This is a genomic window from Bowmanella yangjiangensis (assembly GCF_017255015.1).
Classification (GTDB): Bacteria; Pseudomonadota; Gammaproteobacteria; order Enterobacterales; family Alteromonadaceae; genus Bowmanella; species Bowmanella yangjiangensis.
Genome location: NZ_JAFKCS010000101.1, coordinates 2329 through 2715 on the forward strand (window position 1 = coordinate 2329; position 387 = coordinate 2715).

General features: G+C 62.3%; 1 protein-coding gene. It reads right to left on the bottom strand.

The genetic code is table 11. The features are described 5' to 3' along the window. A partial coding sequence (locus tag J0A65_RS22150) for a DUF1367 family protein (RefSeq protein ID WP_206596491.1) occupies positions 1–387 on the bottom strand: 387 nt, incomplete at both ends.

Sequence of the window (387 nt, forward strand, 5' to 3'; positions counted from 1 at the left end):
GTTTCGAAGTGAGAGGACAGAACCAGACGCCAGCACGCGGCGAAAACGTCGCGGTACAACTGGCCGAAGGTGTCTTCGTCCATGTTTGCCCAGGCAATGGACTTGGCCTCTTTGCGGATTCCGCCAGGGGTGTGCAACAACACGAAGTGGCCAGCCTCGACGGTGACCCACTCGCGGAATGCTTCGCGGCTCTTGTCGACTGCCGGGAACTGCTCGGCGCGGTCGGACTCAAGCTGGGCGATGTAGGCATCGGCGGCGCGCATGACTGCTTCAGGATTCTGCGAATGGCCGGCGATGAACTTTGCCAGGCCAACGATTCCGCGCTTCTCCTGGCGCGGCACCAGTCCGCCGACCGGCTCCCAGTAGTCGAAAGCCAGATCCAGCATG